At 62.8% G+C, this 19,403-nt stretch carries 20 protein-coding genes; 10 read left to right on the top strand and 10 right to left on the bottom strand.

Annotation, left to right across the window (positions count from 1 at the left end; translation table 11 throughout):
• Nucleotides 1-113: 113 nt before the first annotated feature.
• The 4 genes from CCE89_RS03245 to CCE89_RS03230 all read left to right on the top strand — a co-directional run bounded on the left by CCE89_RS03245 (nt 114) and on the right by CCE89_RS03230 (nt 3,628).
• Nucleotides 114-1,286 carry an acetyl-CoA C-acetyltransferase gene (locus CCE89_RS03245; protein WP_086436573.1) on the top strand — a complete coding sequence of 391 codons (1,173 nt, stop codon included), beginning with the start codon at nt 114-116 and terminating at the stop codon, nt 1,284-1,286.
• A 30-nt stretch (nt 1,287-1,316) separates the two neighbouring features.
• Complete coding sequence (locus tag CCE89_RS03240; RefSeq protein ID WP_086436572.1) at nt 1,317-2,102, top strand: SDR family NAD(P)-dependent oxidoreductase; 786 nt, start codon at nt 1,317-1,319, stop codon at nt 2,100-2,102.
• 66 nt (nt 2,103-2,168) lie between these two features.
• Nucleotides 2,169-3,041: a crotonase/enoyl-CoA hydratase family protein gene (locus CCE89_RS03235; protein ID WP_086436571.1), complete on the top strand. Its 873-nt coding sequence runs from the start codon at nt 2,169-2,171 to the stop codon at nt 3,039-3,041.
• A 92-nt stretch (nt 3,042-3,133) separates the two neighbouring features.
• Complete coding sequence (locus CCE89_RS03230) at nt 3,134-3,628, top strand: MarR family winged helix-turn-helix transcriptional regulator (RefSeq protein ID WP_086436570.1); 495 nt, start codon at nt 3,134-3,136, stop codon at nt 3,626-3,628.
• Between the two features lie 91 nt (nt 3,629-3,719).
• Here CCE89_RS03230 and CCE89_RS03225 read toward each other — a convergent pair whose 3' ends face one another.
• The 7 genes from CCE89_RS03225 to CCE89_RS03195 form a co-directional block, all read right to left on the bottom strand.
• The gene (locus tag CCE89_RS03225) at nt 3,720-4,721 is read right to left on the bottom strand and encodes a type II secretion system F family protein (RefSeq protein ID WP_086436569.1); all 1,002 of its coding nucleotides are present in this window, start codon (nt 4,719-4,721) and stop codon (nt 3,720-3,722) included.
• A 20-nt stretch (nt 4,722-4,741) separates the two neighbouring features.
• Nucleotides 4,742-5,713, bottom strand: coding sequence for a type II secretion system F family protein (locus CCE89_RS03220; protein WP_086436568.1), 972 nt, complete (start codon nt 5,711-5,713; stop codon nt 4,742-4,744).
• Nucleotides 5,714-5,809: 96 nt separating this feature from the next.
• Complete coding sequence (locus tag CCE89_RS03215; protein ID WP_086436567.1) at nt 5,810-7,096, bottom strand: pilus assembly protein CpaE; 1,287 nt, start codon at nt 7,094-7,096, stop codon at nt 5,810-5,812.
• A 3-nt stretch (nt 7,097-7,099) separates the two neighbouring features.
• Nucleotides 7,100-7,753 (bottom strand): CpaD family pilus assembly protein, encoded by a 654-nt coding sequence (locus CCE89_RS03210; RefSeq protein WP_327078635.1) that lies wholly within the window; start codon nt 7,751-7,753, stop codon nt 7,100-7,102.
• Nucleotides 7,754-7,767: 14 nt separating this feature from the next.
• A complete protein-coding gene (locus CCE89_RS03205; protein ID WP_086436566.1) occupies nt 7,768-9,375 on the bottom strand; it encodes a type II and III secretion system protein family protein in 1,608 nt (535 codons plus the stop codon).
• A 77-nt stretch (nt 9,376-9,452) separates the two neighbouring features.
• Nucleotides 9,453-10,547 carry a Flp pilus assembly protein CpaB gene (gene cpaB / locus CCE89_RS03200; RefSeq protein ID WP_086436565.1) on the bottom strand — a complete coding sequence of 365 codons (1,095 nt, stop codon included), beginning with the start codon at nt 10,545-10,547 and terminating at the stop codon, nt 9,453-9,455.
• A gap of 87 nt (nt 10,548-10,634) precedes the next feature.
• Entirely contained in the window at nt 10,635-11,126 is a 492-nt protein-coding gene (locus CCE89_RS03195; protein ID WP_086436564.1) for an A24 family peptidase, read from the bottom strand.
• 100 nt (nt 11,127-11,226) lie between these two features.
• Here CCE89_RS03195 and CCE89_RS03190 point away from each other — a divergent pair, with 100 nt between their 5' ends.
• From CCE89_RS03190 to CCE89_RS03180, 3 genes are read left to right on the top strand one after another with little or no spacing between them, the layout of a single operon-like run.
• Nucleotides 11,227-12,198 (top strand): alpha/beta fold hydrolase, encoded by a 972-nt coding sequence (locus tag CCE89_RS03190; RefSeq protein WP_234989914.1) that lies wholly within the window; start codon nt 11,227-11,229, stop codon nt 12,196-12,198.
• Entirely contained in the window at nt 12,195-13,289 is a 1,095-nt protein-coding gene (locus CCE89_RS03185) for an NAD(P)/FAD-dependent oxidoreductase (protein ID WP_086436563.1), read from the top strand. The genes CCE89_RS03190 and CCE89_RS03185 overlap by 4 nt, the downstream gene beginning before the upstream one ends.
• A 59-nt stretch (nt 13,290-13,348) precedes the next feature.
• Nucleotides 13,349-13,525, top strand: a complete 177-nt coding sequence (locus CCE89_RS03180; protein ID WP_086436562.1) for a YegP family protein — start codon at nt 13,349-13,351, stop codon at nt 13,523-13,525.
• 76 nt (nt 13,526-13,601) lie between these two features.
• Here the strand turns inward: CCE89_RS03180 and rnhA are convergent, their stop codons facing one another.
• The 3 genes from rnhA to ispH are packed head-to-tail and all read right to left on the bottom strand — an operon-like array spanning nt 13,602 to nt 16,077.
• Nucleotides 13,602-14,051: a ribonuclease HI gene (rnhA, locus tag CCE89_RS03175; RefSeq protein WP_086436561.1), complete on the bottom strand. Its 450-nt coding sequence runs from the start codon at nt 14,049-14,051 to the stop codon at nt 13,602-13,604.
• 19 nt (nt 14,052-14,070) lie between these two features.
• Nucleotides 14,071-15,066 carry a homoserine kinase gene (locus tag CCE89_RS03170; protein WP_086436560.1) on the bottom strand — a complete coding sequence of 332 codons (996 nt, stop codon included), beginning with the start codon at nt 15,064-15,066 and terminating at the stop codon, nt 14,071-14,073.
• Between the two features lie 18 nt (nt 15,067-15,084).
• Nucleotides 15,085-16,077, bottom strand: a complete 993-nt coding sequence (gene ispH, locus CCE89_RS03165; protein ID WP_086436559.1) for a 4-hydroxy-3-methylbut-2-enyl diphosphate reductase — start codon at nt 16,075-16,077, stop codon at nt 15,085-15,087.
• A gap of 91 nt (nt 16,078-16,168) precedes the next feature.
• Here ispH and CCE89_RS03160 point away from each other — a divergent pair, with 91 nt between their 5' ends.
• The 3 genes from CCE89_RS03160 (at nt 16,169) to CCE89_RS03150 (ending at nt 19,402) form a co-directional block, all read left to right on the top strand.
• On the top strand, nt 16,169-16,819 hold the full coding sequence (locus tag CCE89_RS03160; RefSeq protein WP_086436558.1) for a hypothetical protein: 651 nt from the start codon (nt 16,169-16,171) through the stop codon (nt 16,817-16,819).
• Nucleotides 16,820-16,890: 71 nt separating this feature from the next.
• Complete coding sequence (gene argS, locus CCE89_RS03155; RefSeq protein WP_086436557.1) at nt 16,891-18,654, top strand: arginine--tRNA ligase; 1,764 nt, start codon at nt 16,891-16,893, stop codon at nt 18,652-18,654.
• Between the two features lie 43 nt (nt 18,655-18,697).
• The gene (locus CCE89_RS03150; RefSeq protein ID WP_086436556.1) at nt 18,698-19,402 is read left to right on the top strand and encodes an SPOR domain-containing protein; all 705 of its coding nucleotides are present in this window, start codon (nt 18,698-18,700) and stop codon (nt 19,400-19,402) included.
• Nucleotide 19,403 lies beyond the last annotated feature (1 nt).

Genomic DNA, 19,403 nt, shown 5'->3' with positions numbered 1-19,403 from the left:
TGGGCGCACCACACTATAACGATCCCCGCGCCACATAGGTATATAAGTGAGTTGACCCGCTCGAAGCCCCTGCTTAGGCCACTCCCAAACCATACAGGCTAAGGAGAATCGCCATGGCAGACGCCTATATCGTCGAAGCAGTCCGTACCGCAGGGGGGCGCCGTGGCGGTCGCCTTGCCGGAGTTCACCCGGTTGATTTGCTGGCCGCATCGCTCGATGCGATCGTCGAGCGCAGCGGCATCGACCCCAATGCCATCGACGATGTGGTCACCGGCTGCGTCAGCCAGGCGGGCGAGCAGGCGATGCAGGTCGGGCGCATGGGCGTGCTCGCCTCCAAGCACCTGCCGCAGTCGACGCCGGCGGTTACGATCGATCGCCAGTGCGGTTCCTCGCAGCAGGCAATCCAGTTCGCAGCGCAGGCCGTAATGAGCGGCACGCAGGACGCGGTCATCGCCAGCGGCGTCGAAAGCATGACCCGCGTACCGATGGGCTCCAACGCCACCCTCCACATGAAAGAGGGCCTGGGTCACTACAAGTCACCGGGTCTCGAAGAGAAGTTCCCCGGCATCCAGTTCAGCCAGTTCATGGGTGCCGAGATGATCGCGGAGAAGCACGGCTTCACCAAGGCGCAGCTCGACAGCTTCGCGCTCGAAAGCCACATGCGAGCGATCAAGGCGACCGAAAGCGGCGCATTCGAGAATGAAATCGTCCCGATCGAGATCGAAACGCCCGAAGGCACCGAGATGCACACGGTGGACGAGGGTATTCGCTTCGACGCGACGCTCGAAGGCATCGCTGGCGTCAAGCTGCTCAGCCCCGAAGGCAAGATCACCGCGGCTTCCGCGAGCCAGATCTGCGACGGATCATCTGCCGTTCTGGTCGTCAACGAAGAGACGCTGAAACGCCACAACCTCACGCCGATGGCGCGCATTCGCAACCTGACCGTTACCGCAGGCGATCCGGTAATCATGCTGGAAGAACCGCTGTTCGCAACCGACAAGGCGCTCGAACGCGCCGGCATGAAAATCGGCGACATCGACCTTTACGAGGTCAACGAGGCTTTCGCGCCGGTCCCGCTGGCTTGGCTCAAGCACACTGGTGCCGATCCCGACAAGCTCAACGTTCACGGCGGCGCTATCGCGCTCGGCCACCCGCTCGGCGCATCGGGCACCAAGCTGATGGCGACGCTGGTTCATGCGCTCAAGCGTCACAACAAGAAGTTCGGTCTTCAGACGATGTGCGAAGGCGGCGGCGTCGCCAACGTCACCATCGTCGAATCCGTTTAAGCATCTGTATTCAAAGAGGAAGTGAACACAATGGAAGTATCAGCCAACACTCCCGCGGTCGTCACCGGCGGCGCATCGGGCCTCGGTGCCGCGACCGCACGCGCACTCGCAGCCAAGGGCGCCAAGGTCGCCATCTTCGACATGAACGAGGAAAAGGGCGAAGCGATGGCTGCCGAGATCGGCGGCGTCTTCTGCAAGGTCAACGTAACCAGCGACGATGATGTCGATGCAGGTTTTGCCAAGGCTCGCGAGGCTCACGGCCAGGAACGCATCCTCGTCAACTGCGCCGGCATCGGCAATGCGATCAAGACCGCCAGCCGCAGCAAGGAAGACGGCAGCATCAAGCACTTCCCCATCAGCGCGTTCGATTTCGTCATCCAGGTCAACCTGATCGGCACCTTCCGCTGCATCGCCAAGTCGGCTGCCGGCATGCTCACGCTCGACCCGCTGAGCGAAGACGGTGATCGTGGCGCTATCGTCAACACCGCTTCGGTGGCGGGCGAAGACGGCCAGATCGGCCAGGCCGCCTATTCGGCATCGAAGGCCGGTGTCATCGGCATGACGCTCCCGATCGCGCGCGACCTCATGAACGAAGGCATCCGCGTCAACACGATCCTGCCCGGTATCTTCGACACCCCGCTGCTCGCCGCTGCGCCGCAGAACGTGCGCGACGCGCTGGCTGCTTCGGTCCCGTTCCCCAAGCGCCTCGGCGTGCCGGAGGAATACGCCAAGCTCGCCATGTGCATGATCGAAACCGGCTATTTCAACGGCGAGGACGTGCGCCTCGACGGCGGGATCCGGATGGCCCCGCGCTAAGCAGATCAACCAGGGAAGGGCGGCCGGCGAGCCGCCCTTTTCATTTCCACAACCGGGAGAGATAAATTGGCCGATTACACCCAGATTCTCGTCGACAAGGCCGATGGCATTGCGACCATCACGCTCAACCGGCCGGACAAGATGAACGCCTTTACCCGCACGATGATGGACGAGATCATCGCGGCGATGGACGATATCGATGCGGATGACAGCGTGCGTGCGGTGATCTTTACCGGTTCCGGTGATCGCGCGTTCTGTGCCGGCGCGGACCTGACGCCCGAGGGCGGAGGGCATGTCTTCTCAGATCCTAACCCGGTCGACGACCTGTCCGACGAACGTGTGCGCGACGGGGGAGGACGACTGACCCTGCGGCTGTTCGATAGCACCAAGCCGTTGATCGCCGCCTGCAACGGCGTAGCCGTGGGTGTTGGCATAACCATGCAGCTGGCGATGGATATTCGGCTTGCATCCGATAATGCGCGCTACGGTTTTGTATTTGCGCGGCGCGGTATCGTGCCCGAAGCATGTTCGAGCTGGTTCTTGCCGCGGCTCGTTGGCGTGCAACAGGCGCTCGAGTGGTGCTACACAGGGCGGATCTTCGACGCTTCCGAAGCAAAGGAAGGCGGCCTCGTCCGCTCGATCCATGCCCAGGGCGAACTCATGGATGTCGCGCGCGGCATTGCCCGCGAGATCGCCGACAACACCAGTGCCGTGTCTGTCGCGATGACCCGTGCGATGATGTGGCGGCTTCCCTCGGGCGATCATCCGATGGACGCGCACCGCGTCGACAGCAAGGCAATCTATCGCTTGTCCCGCTCGGCCGATGCCAAGGAGGGGATCGCGAGTTTTCTCGAGAAACGCGCACCCGAATACCCGGACACGGTTTCGAAAGACATGCCCGATTTCTATCCCTGGTGGGACGAGCCCGAATACCGCTGACGCGGCTTTGTCGAGCCAATCCATGACCTTGGGCTGACCTGGGTCATGGCTTTGGCTTGCCAAGCGGGCGGCTCCGCTTAAGATCGCGTCCCATGAACGATAGAAGCAAGACAGGCGGGAGCGCGGGGGCGGTACCGGGTGCGGGGCAACTGGCCAACTTTTTGCCCTACCAACTTTCAATCACGTCCAATGCGGTGAGCAGCCTGATCGCACAGCGATATCGCGTGCGCTTCGGGCTCAAGATTACCGAATGGCGCGTGATGGCGGTGCTGGGCGATGCCGGAGCGCTTACCCAGCGCGCGCTTGCCCGCTCGACCCTGATGGACAAGGTCGCGGTCAACCGCGCCTGCAGGGTGCTGGAGGACAGGGGGCTCGTTCATCGCCAGCCGAATGCTCAGGACGGGCGTTCGCACCTGCTCGAGCTTACCGAAGAGGGGCGGGCGGTCCATAGCGAGATCATGCCGATGGCGCTCGATATCGAGGAAACGATTTTCGAAGTGCTCGACGAAGAAGAGCGTGGCACGTTCCGCGAACTGATGGCGCGCGTGTTCACGAAAGTGGAATCGATGGCCGAACCCTCCGGCTGACCTGCGTCAATGTTGCCCTGAAAGCAGAAGGCCGGACCGCTTGTGGGCGGCCCGGCCTTTCTTTTTGCGTCGAGCTTGTTCGGCTCGCTTGTCAGCGACCCGGCTTGGCTGCGAAGGCGTCCGAGATCGAACAGGCCGCCGGACCGAGAATGACGATGAACAGCACCGGCAGAATGAACATGATCAGCGGCACGGTCATGATCGCCGGGAGACGCGCTGCCTTTTCCTCGGCGCGCATCATGCGTTCGTTACGGAACTCTGCCGAAAGCACGCGCAGTGCGGATGCTAGCGGTGTACCGTAACGTTCCGTCTGGATCATGGTGGTGACGACGCCGCGCACCGCTTCCAGATCGACGCGATAGGCGAGATTATCGAAAGCCTTCTTGCGTTCGTTGAGGAAGGACAGCTCGATCGCGGTCAGGGCGAACTCGTCACCCAGTTCCGGATAGGCGCGCCCCAGTTCCTTGGCGACCCGGTTGAAGGCGGCATCGACGGTCAGACCGGCCTCGGCGCAGATGACCAGCAGGTCGAGCGCGTCAGGCAGGCCCTTGCGGATTTCGTCGGTACGTTTGCTGGCCTTGTTCTTCAGGAAGATTTCCGGGCCCTTGTAGCCTGCGAAAAGCAGGGCACCGAGCGCGCCGACGCGTTTCACGCCGCCCCAGTCCGGGAAATAATCGATGACGTAGATCATCAGCACGCCGATGATGCCGAACACGATTGGAAGGACGAGGCGCGCACCGATCACGAAAACGGCGAGTTCCTTGTTGCGATAGCCGGCATGGGCAAGCTTTTGCTGGACGTCGGCAATCTGGCTCTCCTGGAGAACCTTCATCCCTTCCAGCTGTTGCTTCACCTTGTCGGTCTTGTCCGTCCGGCGCACCAGACTGGCGCGCTTTTTCGCGGTCGAGGTGATGATACCTGCCTTGAGTTCCTCGCGGCGGTCGTTGAGCGATTTCACGCGCTTCGCCATCGGGTCCTTGATGGTGACCGCGGTGTAGATCGCGAACATCATCGCCATCGCAGCCAGGCCAGCCAGAAGCGAGCCGACGAGGATGACGTCGAAGCCGAGTAGCGTGGGTCCGGGAGAATTCATGTGTCTTTCCTATCCCTCGCTCAGATTTCGAAGCTGACCATCTTGGCCATGATGAAGCCGCCGATCGACATCCAGACCATGCCGCCCAGACCGGCGACGATCAGGCGATCGTCGGTGAAGAAGCCGCCGATGTAGGACGGGTTGATCCACCAGATCATGAAGAAGACGATGAACGGCAGCGCGCCGACGATATAGGCCGAGGCTTTCGATTCCGAACTCATCGCGCGGATCTTGAGCTTCATCTGTGCGCGCTTGCGCAGCACGTCGGCAAGGTTGGACAGCGTCTCGGCGAGGTTACCACCGGTTTCGCGCTGGATCGCCAGAGTGATGCAGAAGAAGTTGAACTCGGGGATCCCGAGACGGTCGGCCGTTTCCTGGAGCGATTCCTCCATGGTGCGGCCGATCTTGATGCGCTCGACGATGCCCTTGAATTCCTCGCCGACAGGGCCGGGGACTTCCTGGGCCACCACGGCGAGCGTTTCGGTAACAGGCAGACCCGAACGCAGACCACGCACGAGCAGTTCGATCCCGTCAGGGAATTTCACGTTGAAGGCGTTAGTCCGCTTCTTGATGAAGTAGCCGACCACGAAGTGCGGGAGACCTGCGCCGACGAACAGGCCGACGCCGAGCGACAGTCCGAGCGAGCCGGTGCGCAGGAACAGGATGACCGCAACGAACAGCGCGAGGCCGAGCGAGGCATAGGCATATTGCTGCAGCGTCCAGCCCTTGCCGGTCCGGTCGAGACGCATCTCGAGCGCTTCGATACGCGAACTTGAGCCCGCGACCTTGTGTGCCTTGGGCTTGCGCGCGGCGATCGCCTTCTTGAGCTGCGATTCAACCTTGGTGTCGGTGCTTTCGGAATGCCGGAAGCGAACCGCCTGGAGGCGACGCTGGCTTTCCTTGGCAGGCGACGGACCCGACATCAGGACAAAGCCGACCACCAGTACGCCGAAAATGACGCCGACGATTAGCAGGAGCTGTATGGTGCTCATTGGATTGTCCCGCCTTTCCGTTTCAACTCGTTGGATTTGATCGTGGGGGCCATCCGAAACCGCGTTTTGCTCCGGATGGCCCTTGGTTCACGACCCTTATTCGGCCGTTTCCCTGACCGGTGCGCTCTTTTCTTTTTTCGCGAGGAGCGATTTCAGATCGAAGCCGCCGAGCAGCGATTTCTTCTCGGGTTCGCTATTGGCGAGGTTTTCCTCGCTCGCGCCCATCACGCGTTCGCCGATCTGCTTGATGACCGAAGTCGCCTTGCTCGAACGGTTCGCTTCGACGAACACCTGGCCCATCTTGGCGGCATTGGCTGCAGCCTTGATGTCGTATGGAATCGAGAAATCGATCTTGTGTTCGATCGAGGCTTCGAAATCGGCCTTGCTGATCTCTGCGACACCAGCCTGCACCTTGTTGGCAACGACCATGATGTGCGCATGCGCGGCATTGGTCTTCAGCCAGCTGATGATGCGGATCGCGTCACGAGCAGAAGCAAGTGTCATTTCCGTCGTGAGGAGGATGAGATTAACATCCGCCAGCACATGCGGGAAATTGATCAGCATGTTGCGCGGCAGATCGACCACGGTCATTTCGAACGCCTGGCGGAACTCTTCCTCCAGCTGGACGAAAGCCGCGCCATCGGTCATCAGCGGCGCGTTGATCGGCGCTTCTGCAGAAAGGATCGACAGGTTGTCGTTCGCACGGATCATGGCGCGTTCGATGAACAGGCCGTCGATGCGGCTCGGATTGTCGATCGCGTCGGTCAGGCCGCGGCCCGGCTCGAGATCGAGCGCGAGGGCGCCGGTCCCGAAGTGGACGTCGAGGTCGAGCAGTGCCGTCGGTGCCTTGTGCTCTTCACTGAACAGCCACGAGAGCGAAGTTGCCAGCGTCGAGGCGCCGACACCGCCACGCGTACCGACGACCGCGGTCGAAATGTGACGCTTGGTCGCCTCACCGTCAGCGTTCTTGGGTGCGGTAAACACGGTCTGGGCCGCGTTCAGCGCATCGCGAAGCTGGCCGGCCGAAAGCGGCTTCAGCAGGTAGTCGTGAATGCCGCTCGAGAGCAGATCCCGGTAAAGGCGGACATCGTTGACCTGGCCGATCGCGATCACCACCGTGCCGGGTTCGCAAACCTCGGCAAGGGCGTTGATGTCGTTGAGCGGGTCGCCGCTTTCCGACAGATCGACTACCAGGATCGAAGGGCTGGCGCTGACGCTCAGCGACTGGATCGCATTGCGCAGACCGCCCTTGTTGCACTTTTCGGGCTGCCAGCCGAGTTCGATGACGACCGGACGCAGTACGTCGAGCGCGGCATCGTCGCAGATATAGGCGGCAAATGGATCTCGGTTACCGGGCATTCCGGATTTCCAGGGCGCGTTCATGACTTAGTTCCCTCCCGATTTCTTGAGGCCGCCGGCACCGCTGGGTGCCTGCTCGCGATAGCTGTCGATGGCTTTGGTGGAGCTCATGATCACGGTCTCGCCCGTGCCCTCCTGACCTTCGAGAAGATCCTGCGGGTTGGCGACCATCGCGGCCATGTTGCTGTTGACCGAGCATCCGTAACCCGGGCTGGTCGCATTGTTGTAGTTCATGTCCGACGAAGCCGACCAGTCGGGGCAGCCCGGAACGTGCGCTTTCGAACGGGTCAGGACGACGCGGGCGAAGCCCGGATTGACATATCCTTCTGTAACCGGAGCCACGTCGCTGACCAGCACACCATGGCGGCCTGCGAGTTCCGCTACCGCGTCACGCGTGGCTTCGCTCGACATCGGATCCTCGATCGTGACGCGGTCGCCATAGCCGAGCTCGACCGTGTCGAACCAGGCCGCGAGGCGCTGGCGTTCCGAGATATCGAGCCCGCCCTGGCCGGTCTGCACATCGAAGGTGTAGTTGGTCCGTTCGACCACCGGCTGCTTCGTGCTGTAGAGGCTGCGGTTGGTCGGCATGCCGCCACATCCACTCAGCACGAGACCGAGGGAAACGGCGAGGGCGATCGCGGGCGCCTTGGCCAGCTTGCTGTGTTTTGCAAAGGTCATCATTCTCACCTTTCCGATTAGAAGCTGAAGCCGGGCTTGGCCGCCTTGGCCTGCCGATCATTCTTGCGAGTGTTGGACTTGGCACGGCGGTCGGGCTTCGACTGGCCTGCCGGAGCGATTGCGGCCGGATCGATACCGCTCACCGCAGGAGCCGGGGCATCCTGGTCGGTTGCCGTCGGGCCCGGGCGTTCTGCACCCGAAATGCCGTCATGGTTCTGATAGCCGAGGAAGCCCTGCAGGAGAGTCTGCGACTGGTAGCCATCGGTCGGCAGCTTGATGTCCTTCGCATCGACCGGCTTCACCAGATAAGGCGTAACCACGATGACGAGTTCGGTTTCGCCGCGACGGAAGTTCTTCGAGCGGAACAGATTGCCCAGGATCGGAACGTCGCCAGCACCCGGTGCCTTGTCGATCGTGTTCTGTGCGTTGTTGCTCATCAGGCCTGCGATCATGAAGCTCTGGCCCGAGCCCAGCTCGATCGTCGTTTCTGCGCGACGGATCGTAAGGGCAGGGATCTGGAAGCCGTTGATCGTGACAGCGCCCTGGCTCGAAAGTTCGGAGACTTCCGGCAGCACGCGGATCGAGATGCGACCGTTGGCGAGCACCGTCGGCGTGTAAGCGAGGCTCACACCGAACTTGCGATACTCGACCGCGGTTGCACCGAGGCCCTGGCTGATCGGGATCGGGAATTCGCCGCCGGCAAGGAAGTTGGCGGTTTCGCCCGAAAGCGCGGTCAGGTTGGGCTGCGACAGCGTGGTCACCAGGCCATCGCGTTCTGCGAGGTCGAGTGCGCCGAGCAGGTCGAGGCCGAGGAAGCGGCCGGCAGCACCCAGCGTGGTGCCGTTGCCGGTGGTGCGAACACCCGGTCCGGCAATGGTTTCGACCTGGCCGGTCAGCGGGTTGAAGACCTGCGTGGTCGGGTTCTGGATGTTGTTGCCAACGCCCAGAGGGCCACCGACAGTGTAGTCACCCGTAACCGTCTGGCGGCCGGTGCCCACACCGAAGCGGAAGCCGCTGCCGGCGTCGATCGACTGCAGGCTGCCGCCGATATCGCGCACCAGCGAGCGGCTGACTTCGGCGAACTTCACCTGCAGGTTGACCTGCAGCGGCGTCGCCATTTTCAGGCGGCTGATGACATTGGCACCGTCACCGACGAAGGCTGCGACAAGGCGCTCTGCCTCGGCTGCATCTTCAGGGGCGGCAACCGTGCCGGTCAGCAGGATGGTGTTCGAACCCATGGTCGCAACACCGATCTTCGCTTCGGGCATGGCCAGTGCGAGCATCTGGTCGATGCTGTCGATGTTGGAGCCGACGCGGATATTGGCCGACCAGATCACGTCGCCGCGGCTGTTGCTGGCATAGATGGTGGTCTGACCACCGGCCTTGCCGAACACATAGAGCTGGCGCTGCGACTTGATCTGCACATCGGCGATCGCGTCATTGGCGATGAAAACGTCTGCCATCGAGCCAGGCACGGTGACGAGTTCGCCGCGTCCGATCGACAGGACGATGTCCTGGGCCGGGCTGCGCACGGATTGCGCCGTGGCGGTGCCCATTGGCACGCTTGCGAGCGGCGCGATGGCCAGGCTGGCAAGCAGCAGTTTTGCAGTCAGGCGGCGTTTCATTGGTTTGCCCCTCGTTTTGATCCCTGTTGCAGGAAAAGCGTGCGATCGGTTGTTCGTGATGCTCATCGCTCTTCCCCTCAGCGCACGATCGCGCTGGTGACGGCCGGAACCGTCTGACCGGCTTCGGAGACGCCCTGTGCCTGCAGGCTCAGGAAAGCGCCTGCTCCGCTGCCGACCGGAACTTCGGTGGTGCTCTTGCCGCGGGTCACACGGACCGACGGACCGCGATAGACCGGCGTGCCGCCACGCTGGGCAGGAACGCCCATGGCAGGAGCGCTCGGACGCGGTGCGCTGCCCTGGCGCGGCATCGAGCTGCGCTGGAAGCGGGACACGTCACCACCGGTCGAATAGGTCGTACCCTTGTCGATCGGACGGCTCATGGCGGTGCGGATGAGGTCTTCCTCTTCCTCGGGCGATGCGCCTTCGGGGATTACGACGTCACCCGAAGCGATTGCCTTCTCGAGCTCGACCTGGTTGTCGGCGATCGAGCGCAGCGCGAGGCTGAGCGTGCCGATGGTCTGCGCCACGGCAACCTTTTCCGCAATCTTCGGTGTGACTTCGAGCGTCACGGTGCGGAAGGTGCGAACGACGGTCTTGCCCTGTTCGTTGGTCTTCTGCGTGGTCGACTGGTCGGTCGCCAGCACGCGAAGGTTACGAAGTACGGTTTCTGCAGCCTTCAGCGACTGGCCGTCGTCGCCCTTGACGGTCTGCGTCAGCACGAGGTCGACGCGGTCACCCGGGAAGACGAAGCCGGCAACGCCGGTCTTGGCCGAAACCGGAACGGTGACGGCGCGCATGCCCGGGCCGAGAGCAGCTGCAAGGAAGCCGCGATCGCCAGGTGCGACGAGCGAGCCCTGCGTGACAGGCTCACCGGCAGTGACCGGATGGCGCACCACGGTACCCATCAGCTGGGTGATGTCCGATTCGCCATCGATGAAGTAGGCGTCCTGGACGAGCTCTTCGGGCCATTGCTGGAAGCCGATCGCATCCGCAGTGACGATGGTACCGGCAGGCAGGGCACGGTTTGCAACCAGTACCTTGGGTCCTTCCGGAACCGGAGCCGCCTCAGCCTGCGGGGCCGAAGCGCCTGCAAACATGCTACGCGCTGCCAATGCGGTGCCGATCGCGATGACCAGCGCACCCAGCAGCAAAACCAGCTTCTTCCTATCCATGGCTATTCTAGCCCCCTCGTGTCGGCCCTGTTGGTAGTCGGGCAAGTATGGTTTCAGTCCTTAAGACCGGACTGGTTAAAATCAGGTTCACTGCACTCCGGCTGCCTTGGCAGCGTCGGGCATCAATTGAGTTCCGAGCACCCAAAGACCGCCGATGGCGATGGCGACCCCGTAAGGCACGGCAAGCCGGTCGCGCTGGCGCTTCATGAAGTGCCAGGCACCCATGACGATCGTCAGCACCCCGCCGACCAGCGCCATGACGATGAGCAGCTGGAGAAACGGTACGGGCGGAACCCACAGGGCAAGGGCAGTGAGCAATTTGACGTCGCCGCCGCCCATCATCTTCATTGCGAAAAGCCCGGCCAGCACCGCGAAAGCACCCACGGCGATGGCCAGTTGCAGCGCGACGCCGGGATAGAGCGACAGCCCGCTGGCCCACCAGTAAAGCGGCGCAGCGAGTGCGATTCCGGCATTGAGCCAGTTGTCGATCTGCCTGCGGCGAATGTCGGTAAAGGCTGCGACAAGCAGCGCGATTGCCAAGCAGACGAGCAGTCCGTAGTGAAAATATTCGGTTTGCATCTGGCCCCCAAGGATCCCCTTGAAAACCGGTGCTACAGATTATCACTTACCAAAAAGTAACCAGTCTCGGAGGCGTGACATTAGTGATACCAGCGAGACCGTGACGCTAGCGATCGACCGCCGTGCAATTCCTCCGCATGCGAACGAGACGATCTGGCGTGCGAGCGACGGACATGAGCTGAGGCGGATCGACTGGCCGGGAGCTGCCGGTACGGGTGCGCGCCCGCGCGGATCGATCCTGTTTCTCCCCGGGCGGGGCGACAATTACGAGAAGTATCTCGAAAGCCTCGAGCAGTGGCATCGCGCCGGCTGGAGGGTGACTGCGGCCGACTGGCGCGGGCAGGCCGGTTCCGGTCGTCTCGGCAAGGACAAGGTTACCGGCCACATAGAGGATTTCGGCGATTGGGTCTCCGATCTGGGGCATCTCTGGCAGTCCTGGAAGGCAGATACGCCCGGTCCCCATGTGCTTGCCGGTCATTCGATGGGTGGCCATCTGGTGTTGCGCGCGCTGATGGAAAGGGCCGTCGATCCCGACGCTCTCTTTCTATCGGCACCCATGCTCGGCTTCGTCGGACGTATCCCCGCCGCAATCGGCCATGCCGCAGCGCGCCTGATGCTGCGATTTGGCGATCCGGCCCGCCCGGCATGGAAGTGGAGCGAAAAGCCGGGCGAAGTTCCGGCGGCGCGCAAGTCGCTGCTGACCCACGACGAAGACCGCTACGAGGATGAACTATGGTGGCGGGAGCACCGCCCCGAACTCGTCATGGGGCCGGGCAGCTGGGGCTGGATCGAACGCGCCTATGCTTCGATGCGGAGCCTTTTCGCGCCTGGAAAGCTGGAGGCGATCACGACGCCGATTTTGCTGATCGGCACGTCGAACGACAAGCTGGTTTCGATGGAGGCGATCGAAGAAGCTGCAAACCGCCTCCCCAATGGAGAACTGGTTTCCTTCGGCAACGAGGCCAGCCATGAGATCCTGCGCGAGGTCGATCCCGTGCGCGACCGCGCGATGGATGCGATTGCCGAGTTTCTAGACCGCGTCGTGCCGCCAGCGGAGAGCGCTGCAGCGTGAACGATATATACGACGTTGCCATTGTCGGCGCCGGGATGGCCGGGGCCAGCCTCGCGGCCGAGATCGGCGAGCGTGCAAGCGTGATCGTGCTCGAGGCGGAGGACATGCCCGGCTATCATGCGACCGGGCGTTCGGCGGCGTTCTGGGAAGAATGTTATGGCGGGCCGGAGATCGTGCCCCTGACCAGTGCTTCAGGCGACTATCTGCGCGAAAATGGTTTCCTGACCCCGCGCGGTTCGCTCTATCTCGCGCGCGAGGAAGACGAAGCGAAGATCGACGACTTCTTTGCGCGATTTGCTGGTACCGGGGCTCGGTTCTCGCGGATCGATCGGGCCGAGTTGCTGGTGAAGGTTCCGGGCCTCAAACCCGAGTGGGACCGCGCGATCTGGCAGGGGCGCTGCGCCGATATCGATGTGGCTGGCCTTCATGCGCATTATCTGGCGCGCGCGCGGGCGAGCGGCACGGAGATCCAGTGCAGGGCAAAGGTAGTCAGTATCGAACGCGAAACCGAATGGCGGCTCGACCTTGCCGATGGCCGGACGGTTCGCGCTCGCAAGCTGGTCAATGCGGCGGGTGCATGGGCAGACGGTCTGGCCACGATGGCGGGGGCGAAGCCGTGCGGAATCCAGCCCTACCGCCGGACCGTCGTGCAATTACGCTGCGATCCGGCACCAAGCGACGATTTGCCGCTCTGTCTCGATATCTCAGGCGGCTTCTATTTCAAGCCGGAGAACGGGAAGGTCTGGCTCAGCCCGCATGACGAGACGCCGAGCGAGCCGACCGATGCGGCGCCCGAAGAACTCGACGTTGCGCTGGCGATTGACCGGCTACAGAACGTGACCGACTGGAACGTGCTGGCGGTCGAACGCAAATGGGCGGGACTGAGGAGCTTTTCTCCCGATCGTCTGCCGGTGTACGGGTATGATCCCGCGGTAGAGGAATTCTTCTGGTTCTCTGGCCAGGGGGGCTACGGAATCCAGACTGCGCCTGCCGCGGCTCGGCTTGCCTCGCAATTGTTGTTCGACCTGCCGCGCGATACGATGACATGTAAAATTGACGCGGAATCCTACTTTCCCACACGGTTCAGCTAGATTTTTCGTTTCGCCTGCTTAGGGTGCGATACGGACGCAATCGAAATGGAGGATCAATTATGGCGCATCGCTTCGAAATCCGGAAGAACAAGAAGGGCGAGTTCGTTTCGTACTTCATCTACAATTCGGAAACGATCTGGTGGACTGAGGGCTACAGTTCCAAGGCGAGCGCCAAGAACGCGATCAACTCGGTGCTGAAAAACGGCCCGAACGCGGAGATCGTCGACAACTACTGATCGATTGCGATCGGACACGAATAACAGGCCGGGCCGCGATGGTCCGGCCTTTTCGTTTGCGGAAGCGGGCTGGCGTTCAGGCCCTTTCGCCGCGGGCGAAGGCCTCAGCCTCGTCGCTCGCAAGCTGGTCGACCCGCTCGTTTTCAGGGTGCCCGTTGTGGCCCTTCACCCAATGCCAGTCGATTTCATGCCGCGCGACCGCTTCGATCAGGTCGTGCCATAGATCGGCATTCTTGACCGGCTTCTTGCTGGCATTGACCCAGCCGCGCTTGCGCCAGCCGTGGACCCACTTGGTAATCCCGTCGATCACATATTTGCTGTCCGAATAGAGCTCGACCCGGCACGGTTCGATCAGGGCATCGAGCGCCCGGATCACTGCGGTCATTTCCATGCGGTTGTTGGTCGTCTCCGCCTCTCCGCCCGACAGTTCCTTCTCGTGGCGGCCCATGCGCAGGATGGCGCCCCAGCCGCCGGGACCGGGATTGCCCTTGCAGGCGCCGTCGGTGAAGATTTCGACCTGTTTCATCGCGTCAGCCTTTGCCAGCCTATCGGCTTGGCGCAAAGGCGGATGAGCCCGCTTTCCCGTAAAAGGACAACCGCCGGACGAAATCCATCGGGTCCTTGCGGGTGACGAGCGCGTCGGCGGGCGTTTCGATCCAGTCTTCGGCGCGGCTCGCGATGAAGCGCATGCATGCACCTTGCGCGAGGATCGGCAGGCACTCGCGTTCGCGCGGTTCGAGTTTGCGCAGGCTTTCATAGCCCTCGATCAGCGCCGCGCCGATGTCTTGCGAGAACTGCTCTCCGGTCCGGTCGAAACACCAGGCAGCGTGGGTGACGGCGAGGTCGTAGGCCATGGCGTCTTCGCAGGCGAAATAGAAATCGATCATGCCCGTGACCTGGTCCCCGAGCATCAGGACGTTGTCCGGGAAAAGGTCGGTGTGGCAGATGGCGCGCGGCAGGTCCTGCGGCCAGTCCTCGCTCAGACGCGCGGCGATCTCGAGAGATTTCGGCAGGGCGGGATCGATCGAAGCCAGAGCCGGGGTGCCGCATTCTGCGAGCATCCGGCGCGATCCCTCTATGTCGAGCCCATTTGCGCGAGTCTGACCGAAATCCTGCGAGGCGGCGTGCATCTGCGCGAGCGCTTCGCCCACCGCGCGGGCCTGCCCCGGAGTCGGATGATCGACCGATACGCCGGGAAGATATTCGATCAGCGCGATCGCCTTGCCGTCGAGCAGGCGATAGGCCGCGCCCTCCAGGTCGTGAATCGTGCGCGGGACGGGGCAATCGCGTTCGGAAAGATGGTCGAGCAGGCCGAGGAAGAAGGGCAGGTCTGATAGCTCGATGCGCCGCTCGTACATGGTCAGGATGAAGCGCGCGCCCCTGCCGTCCGAACTGGCGCTATCGGAGCCGGTGGTCTCGATCAGCCAGTTGGAGTTGGAAACACCCTCGGCAATCCCCTTGGCCGAGACCAGCTCGCCGACATCATACTGCGCAATCAGCGCGGTGAGCTCTTCTGCGCCGAGATGGGTGTAGACCGCCACGCCTGCCTGCCGCCTCGCTTATTCGGTCAGCTGGCGAGGCAGCTTGAAAACCATCTTCTCTTCGGCCGCGGTGATCGTCTGCTCGGTCACTTCGCGCCATTCGGCGAGCTTTTCGACGACTTCGCGAACCAGCTTTTCCGGTGCGGAGGCGCCAGCCGTCAGCCCGATTGTGCCGATACCTTCGAGCCATGCCGGATCGATGTCGTCTGCGCGCTGAATCAGCCGGGCGTTCGTGCCGAGCCGTTCGGCCACTTCGACAAGCCTCAGCGAATTGGAGGAATTGGGCGCACCGATCACCAGCACCAGGTCGCTGCCGGGCGCGATGATCTTGACCGCGGCCTGGCGGTTGGAAGTCGCGTAGCAGATGTCTTCCGCCTTGGGGCCGACGATCTGCGGATAGCGCTCTTCCAGCGCGGCAATGATCTCTGCGGTATCGTCGACCGAGAGCGTTGTCTGGGTGAGATAGGACAGGTCGTCTTCCTGCGAAAAGGAAAGAGTGGCGACGTCCTCGACCGTTTCGACCAGGGTTATGTCACCCTCGTCTACCTGCCCCATCGTGCCGATCACTTCCGGATGACCGGCGTGGCCGATGAAGATGATGTGCTGACCCTTCTCGATCTGGCGTTCGGCCTGGCGGTGGACCTTGCTCACCAGCGGGCAGGTTGCATCGACATAGATCATGTTGCGCCGCTCTGCTTCGGCAGGAACCGATTTCGGCACGCCGTGAGCGCTGAAGACAACCGGCGCGTCGTCGGGCACCTCGTCCAGTTCCTCGACGAAGATCGCACCCTGCGCCTTCAATGCGTCGACGACATATTTATTGTGGACGATCTCGTGACGCACATAAACCGGCGCGCCATATCGCTCGAGCGATCTCTCGACGATCTCGATCGCGCGGTCGACGCCGGCGCAGAAACCGCGCGGCGCGGCGATAAGCAGGGTCAGGCCCGGACGTTCGGTCGCTTCGCTGCCGTCCGGGCTGGTCTTGACGGTGTGCAAGGGTGCGTTCATGCGCCGCCCTCTAGCGCTTTGCGGCGCGCGCCGCTAGGGCGTGACGCACGCTTTTCGATGAGCGCCAAGGAATTCGAAGGATCGACACTGCATGAGCCCGCGTACCCGCATCTTTTCCGCGATCACCCTCGCCGCAGCCCTCGCAGGGTGTTCGAGAGAAGGCGAATTGGTCATCGACCAGGGCGTCGGCATTACGGCAGTCCTTTCTTCCTGCCCCGATGTGGGCATTCCCGATTACACCGGCGATGTGACGCTGTTCCGCAGCGCGGGCGCTCCGACTGCGGACAATATCGACGTTGTCGCTTCGATGACCAATCTGCGTCACACCTGTGACGAGACTGGAGAAAAGGTCTACACCGCAGCGAGTTTCGATGTGCTCGCCCGCCGCACCGACACCCGCGGTGCACGGCAGGTCACGCTGCCGTTTTTCTCGACCGTCGTGCGCGGAGGCACGGCCGTGCAGGCCAAGCGTATCGGCCAGGTCACGATCAATTTTGCCGATGGTGCCGAGCGGGCACAGGCGAGCGCGCAAACCAGCTCCTACATTACCCGTTCGGAAGCGACCCTTCCGGCGGATATCCAGGAACGGATTACGCGCAAGCGTGAGCCGGGCGATCCTGACGCGGCGCTCGATCCGCTATCCGATCCCCAGGTTCGTGCAGCCATCCAGCGCACCAGTTTCGAGCTTCTCGTCGGTTTCCAGCTGACCGAGCAGCAGCTCGCCTACAACGTCACCCGCTGAGCTGGCGCGAATTACCGCCATACAGGCGGTGAAACCTTGCGATTTTGACGGATTCGGCTAGGCGCGCGCCTATGTCCGAAACCAAGTCCGAAACACAGACGCTTTACGCTATCTATGCGGAGCGGATCGACGCTGCGCTGGCCGCTCTCGAAATGGAGGGCGTGTTGCCGCCCGACGCGCCGCGCACCAACGTAACGGTGGAGCCGCCGCGCGATGCCTCGCACGGCGATCTGGCGACCAATGCCGCGATGGTGCTGGCGAAGCAGGCCAAGACCAATCCGCGCGAGCTTGCCGGGAAGATCGTCGAGAAACTCGAAGCCGATCCGAGCATCGCCAGTGCGGAAATCGCCGGGCCGGGCTTCATCAACCTGCGGCTCGATCCTGCAGCCTGGCTGGAAGAGCTGGGGGTAATTGCCTCGGCAGGGGACGCCTATGGCCGTTCGGACATGGGGGCGGGGCGCACGGTCAATGTCGAGTATGTCTCGGCCAATCCGACCGGTCCGATGCACATGGGCCACTGCCGCGGTGCAGTCGTCGGCGATGCGCTTTCCAGCCTGCTTGAAGCGGCGGGCCACTCAGTCACCCGCGAATATTACATCAACGATGCGGGCGGTCAGGTCGACGTGCTCGCGCGCTCGGCTCACCTTCGCTACCGCGAAGCGCTGGGCGAGGACATCGGCGAAATCCCCGAGGGGCTTTATCCCGGCGACTACCTGATCCCGGTCGGCGAATATCTGGCCAAGGGACTGGGCGACAGGTTCAAGGACGAGCCTGAAGAGGAATGGCTGCCGATTTTCCGTGCCGAGGCGGTCGAGCAGATGATGGAACTGATCAAGGCCGATCTCGCCCTGCTCGGCATCCATCACGATCTCTTTTCGTCCGAAGCCGCGCTCCATGCTGCTGGCAAGCCTGACGAGGCCGAGGCGTGGCTGCGCGCGCATGACCTCGTCTATGACGGCGTGCTCGAGGCGCCGAAGGGCAAGGCGCCGCCCGAGGATTGGGAGCCGGTCGAACTGCCGCTGTTCCGCTCCACAAAGTTCGGTGACGATCAGGACCGCCCGATCAAGAAATCGAACGGCAGCTGGACCTATTTCGGTGCCGACCTCGCCTATCACATGCAGAAGGCCGCCGATGCCGACGAGCTGATCGACATCTGGGGCGCCGACCATGCCGGCACGGTCAAGCGGATCAAGGCTGCGGTGGCGGCGCTATCCGAGGGGCAGGGCAAGGGCATCCCCTTCGACGTGAAGCTGGTCCAGATGGTACAATTGATGCGCGGCGGCGAGCCGGTAAAGATGTCCAAGCGTTCGGGCACTTTCGTCACGCTCGCCGATGTCGTGAACGAAGTGGGCAAGGACGTGGTGCGCTTCACCATGCTGACCCGCAAACCCGAAGCGCAGATGGAATTCGACTTCGCCAAGGTGGTCGAAGCGTCGAAGGACAACCCCGTCTTCTACGTGCAATATGCCCATGCGCGGATAGCCTCGACGCTGAAAAAGGCGGCCGAGGAAGAGGGCATCCAGCCGTCTGCCGACCATCTCGACCTGCTCGGGGAAGAAGAGCTGGCGCTGATCAGGCGCGCGGCGCAATTCCCGCGCGAGATCGAGGCAGCGGCAAAGGCGCGCGAACCGCACCGCATCGCCTTCTATCTCTATGATCTCGCGAGCGAACTTCACGCATTCTACACTCTGGGCCGGAGCGAGACCGAAAAACGCTTCATCGTGGCACAGAACCGCGATTTGAGCGCTGCGCGTCTTTTCCTCGCGGCGCAGTTAGGGCAAGTTATCCGCAACGGCTTACGCATTCTTGGCGTGGAAGCCGTGGAAAGCATGTAGCATGGCAGGCGCGCCCATTCGGCGCGGTTGGAAGGATTGAGCGATGGCAGCAACGCAGGACGATGGCGAACTCGCGCTGAGCGAGGACGAAAGCCTGCCCTGGCTCGAATCTGACGAGCAGGAAGAGGAAGGCGGCTTCGACACGGCGCAGATCGTGGCGTTTGCGCTTGGTCTCCTGCTGATCACGGCGCTGGTCGTCGTCGGCGGCCTGTGGTGGTGGAACAACCGCGGCTCGGGCGATGCTCCCATGGCCGACGGCAGTACGATTGCCGCGCCCGAAACGCCCTACAAGACCCGCCCTGACGACCCTGGCGGCAAGGAGTTCGCAGGGACCGGCGATGTCGCGCCCGGTGTGGGCGAGGGCAAGACCCGTGAAGGGCGGCTCAAGGCAGGGGAAGCCTCGGGTTCGAAGATGACCGAGACCGCAAGGCCCTCGATCGCGACGCGCTCGACCAGTGAGGGTGCGGGCGAGTCTTCCGGCGATACGACAAATGAGAAGATCACCGAAACCGCCGGTGTTGCGGTCCAGGTCGGTGCCTACAGCAGCCGCGCCGATGCGCAGACCGGCTGGGCTACCCTGCGCGGTCAGACCGATGTCCTGAATGGCGTGGGACACAGGATCGTGAAGGGGCAGGCCGATATCGGCACCGTCTATCGCCTTCAGGCGCTGGCAGGCGATCTGGCGGGGGCGCGCTCGCTGTGCAGTCGCCTCAAGGACGACGGCGTGGCCTGCCAGGTGAAGAACTAGT

This window comes from Altererythrobacter xiamenensis, assembly GCF_900177715.1.
Classification (GTDB): domain Bacteria; phylum Pseudomonadota; class Alphaproteobacteria; order Sphingomonadales; family Sphingomonadaceae; genus Erythrobacter; species Erythrobacter xiamenensis.
The sequence above is the reverse complement of the archived record's forward strand: the minus strand, read 5'-3'. Positions and strand labels throughout refer to the sequence as shown.

Bases quoted from the DNA above. Each gene is read 5' to 3' on its own strand.
- cpaB (WP_086436565.1), bottom strand. From the start codon at position 10,547: ATGGATAGGAAGAAGCTGGTTTTGCTGCTGGGTGCGCTGGTCATCGCG.
- CCE89_RS03160 (WP_086436558.1), top strand. From the start codon at position 16,169: ATGAGCCCGCGTACCCGCATCTTTTCCGCGATCACCCTCGCCGCAGCC.
- CCE89_RS03220 (WP_086436568.1), bottom strand. From the start codon at position 5,713: ATGAGCACCATACAGCTCCTGCTAATCGTCGGCGTCATTTTCGGCGTA.
- CCE89_RS03205 (WP_086436566.1), bottom strand. From the start codon at position 9,375: ATGAAACGCCGCCTGACTGCAAAACTGCTGCTTGCCAGCCTGGCCATC.
- CCE89_RS03180 (WP_086436562.1), top strand. From the start codon at position 13,349: ATGGCGCATCGCTTCGAAATCCGGAAGAACAAGAAGGGCGAGTTCGTT.
- CCE89_RS03215 (WP_086436567.1), bottom strand. From the start codon at position 7,096: ATGAACGCGCCCTGGAAATCCGGAATGCCCGGTAACCGAGATCCATTT.
- ispH (WP_086436559.1), bottom strand. From the start codon at position 16,077: ATGAACGCACCCTTGCACACCGTCAAGACCAGCCCGGACGGCAGCGAA.
- rnhA (WP_086436561.1), bottom strand. From the start codon at position 14,051: ATGAAACAGGTCGAAATCTTCACCGACGGCGCCTGCAAGGGCAATCCC.
- CCE89_RS03195 (WP_086436564.1), bottom strand. From the start codon at position 11,126: ATGCAAACCGAATATTTTCACTACGGACTGCTCGTCTGCTTGGCAATC.
- CCE89_RS03150 (WP_086436556.1), top strand. From the start codon at position 18,698: ATGGCAGCAACGCAGGACGATGGCGAACTCGCGCTGAGCGAGGACGAA.
- CCE89_RS03245 (WP_086436573.1), top strand. From the start codon at position 114: ATGGCAGACGCCTATATCGTCGAAGCAGTCCGTACCGCAGGGGGGCGC.
- argS (WP_086436557.1), top strand. From the start codon at position 16,891: ATGTCCGAAACCAAGTCCGAAACACAGACGCTTTACGCTATCTATGCG.
- CCE89_RS03225 (WP_086436569.1), bottom strand. From the start codon at position 4,721: ATGAATTCTCCCGGACCCACGCTACTCGGCTTCGACGTCATCCTCGTC.
- CCE89_RS03230 (WP_086436570.1), top strand. From the start codon at position 3,134: ATGAACGATAGAAGCAAGACAGGCGGGAGCGCGGGGGCGGTACCGGGT.
- CCE89_RS03210 (WP_327078635.1), bottom strand. From the start codon at position 7,753: ATGATGACCTTTGCAAAACACAGCAAGCTGGCCAAGGCGCCCGCGATC.
- CCE89_RS03240 (WP_086436572.1), top strand. From the start codon at position 1,317: ATGGAAGTATCAGCCAACACTCCCGCGGTCGTCACCGGCGGCGCATCG.